1 protein-coding gene is annotated in these 2,951 nt (G+C 59.2%); it reads right to left on the reverse strand.

The window, feature by feature from the left end; all coding sequences use genetic code 11:
* A partial coding sequence (locus tag AB4Y32_RS40160; protein WP_368726538.1) for a HAMP domain-containing protein occupies positions 1–2,344 on the reverse strand: 2,344 nt, incomplete at its 3' end.
* Positions 2,345–2,951: the final 607 nt, after the last annotated feature.

Genomic DNA, 2,951 nt, shown 5'->3' on the forward strand with positions numbered 1-2,951 from the left:
CGGTGATCTTCTTCGACAGGTCGCCCGCTGCAACGGCTTTAGTTACGTCCGCGATATTGCGCACCTGTGCGGTCAGGTTGCCCGCCATGAAGTTCACGTTGTCGGTCAGATCCTTCCACGTGCCCGCGACGCCCTGCACGTCCGCCTGGCCGCCGAGCTTGCCTTCCGTGCCCACTTCGCGCGCGACGCGCGTCACTTCCGATGCGAACGAGCGCAACTGGTCGACCATCGTGTTGATCGTGTTCTTCAGTTCCAGTATTTCGCCCTTGACGTCGACGGTGATCTTCTTCGACAGATCGCCCGCCGCGACAGCAGTCGTCACTTCGGCGATATTGCGCACCTGGGCCGTCAGATTGCTGCCCATCGAGTTCACCGAGTCAGTCAGGTCTTTCCACGTGCCCGCGACGCCTTGCACGTCCGCCTGGCCGCCGAGCTTGCCTTCCGTGCCGACTTCGCGCGCGACGCGCGTTACTTCGGATGCAAATGAACTGAGCTGATCCACCATCGTATTGATCGTGTTTTTCAGCTCCAGAATTTCGCCCTTCACATCGACGGTGATCTTCTTCGACAGATCGCCCGCTGCAACAGCCGTCGTCACTTCAGCGATATTGCGCACCTGTGCCGTCAGATTGCTGCCCATCGAATTGACCGAATCGGTCAGGTCTTTCCACGTGCCCGCGACGCCCTGCACTTCGGCCTGGCCGCCGAGCTTGCCTTCCGTGCCGACTTCACGCGCGACACGCGTCACTTCCGATGCGAACGAACGCAACTGATCGACCATCGTGTTGATCGTGTTCTTCAGCCCGAGAATTTCGCCCTTCACATCGACGGTGATCTTCTTCGACAGATCGCCCGCTGCAACGGCCGTCGTCACTTCGGCGATATTGCGCACCTGTGCGGTCAGATTGCTGCCCATCGAATTGACCGAGTCGGTCAGGTCCTTCCATGTACCGGCTACGCCCTGCACTTCGGCCTGCCCGCCGAGCTTGCCTTCCGTGCCGACTTCGCGCGCGACGCGCGTCACTTCCGAGGCGAACGAGCGCAACTGATCGACCATCGTGTTGATCGTATTCTTTAGCTCGAGAATTTCGCCCTTCACGTCGACGGTGATCTTCTTCGACAGATCGCCTGTCGCAACAGCGACCGTGACTTCCGCGATGTTGCGCACCTGGCTCGTCAGATTGCCGGCCATGAAGTTCACGTTGTCGGTCAGATCTTTCCACGTGCCCGCCACGCCCTGCACGTCCGCCTGGCCGCCGAGCTTGCCCTCCGTGCCGACTTCGCGCGCGACTCGCGTCACCTCCGACGCGAACGAGCGCAACTGGTCGACCATCGTGTTGATCGTGTTCTTCAGTTCGAGTATTTCGCCTTTGACATCGACGGTGATCTTCTTCGACAGATCGCCGGCCGCGACGGCCTTCGTCACTTCGGCGATGTTGCGCACCTGGCTCGTGAGATTGCCCGCCATCGAGTTGACCGAATCGGTCAGATCTTTCCACGTGCCGGCAACGCCCTGCACGTCGGCCTGGCCACCGAGCTTGCCTTCCGTGCCGACCTCGCGCGCGACGCGCGTCACTTCGACGGCAAACGTGCCGAGCTGCTCGACCATCGTGTTGATCGTCTTGGCCGTGTGCAGGAACTCGCCTTGCAACGCCCGGCCATCGGCTTCGAGCGCCATGCTCTTCGAAAGATCGCCCTGCGCGACGGCACCGATCACCCGTGCGACTTCGCTCGTCGGATGAACGAGGTCAGCGATGAGCGAATTCACCGCATCGATCGAATCGCCCCAGAAGCCGCGCGCATAAGGCAGCGCTGCGCGCTCCTTCAGCCGCCCTTCCTTGCCGACCACCCGGCTCAAGCGGCCGAGTTCTTCCGACATGCGGATGCTCTGCTCGACCACATCGTTGAATACATGCGCGACCTTGCCGTGCATGCCCGTCCAGTCCGCCGGCAATGAGACGGCCTCTCCTTTTTGCAACGCAGCCAGCGCGGCGAGCACCGTCCTTGTGCATTCGTGAGCGGTTGTCACGCTGTCGAAGAGCTGATTCACGTGGGACGCGCTATCGAGCCAGACGCCGGCCAGCGCATCGCTACTGATGGCAACTTCCTTCGGCGGGAAGCCAGGACCGGACAGACGCATCGACATCTTGCCGATGTCCTGCGCAATGCGCCCCGACTGCGAAGACAACTGATTGAATTCGGATGCAACTTTGCCGGCATCGCCCGCCCAGTCATCAGGCAGACGATATGACGTGTCTCCCCGGCGCAGCGCATTTAGCGCGGCAGCGATATGGGCAAGCTGATCATTGGATTGCTGCGGTGACTCGACTGCGAACGTGTCCATGCGTTCCTCACCTGTCGCAAATAAGCGGCTTTATTCTGGTTTTGAATTGCGTACTTTCACAAATCTCTTTGGTCTATGTCTTTGCTCTATTGCTACCGGAGTCGCGTCTGCGCGGACGGACGTCTGCATCAGGCAGGCTAGATGCCCAGCAAGCATAGACGTTACCAGTTATGGGCATGCATCGGGAGGCACGCCGCTATTAAATTTGTCGTGAGCTTCCAGGCTGACATCGACGCACGCAACAAAGAATAGATGAATCCACGATCAAGTGTTAAAAGCGAATTGCAACCGTGATCTAGCCTAAAGAGAACCGGTACTTGTTTCCGGTTTCTTTTAAAGAACCGTATTTTTTTCTTGGGCATGTCGCATCGCCTTTGCTCAAGAATAAAAAAAGCCCGGCGATCGCCGGGCAAGCAAAGCACTCGATTCGTCGCCGCCAGACCTCGGTGGCGAGTCATCCACGTCACGTCAGATTATTGTCCCGTGTAGCCAACAGGAACCGTCGAATTGTTCTTCGCAACGGTTGCGTTGTTCGACACGATGTACTGCGGCACTTCCGTCAGCGTCAGCGACACCTGACCGTTCGAATACGGAACCGTCGTGGTAT

Origin of the sequence: Paraburkholderia phymatum (genome assembly GCF_040965635.1) — a bacterium.
GTDB classification, from domain to species: domain Bacteria; phylum Pseudomonadota; class Gammaproteobacteria; order Burkholderiales; family Burkholderiaceae; genus Paraburkholderia; species Paraburkholderia phymatum_B.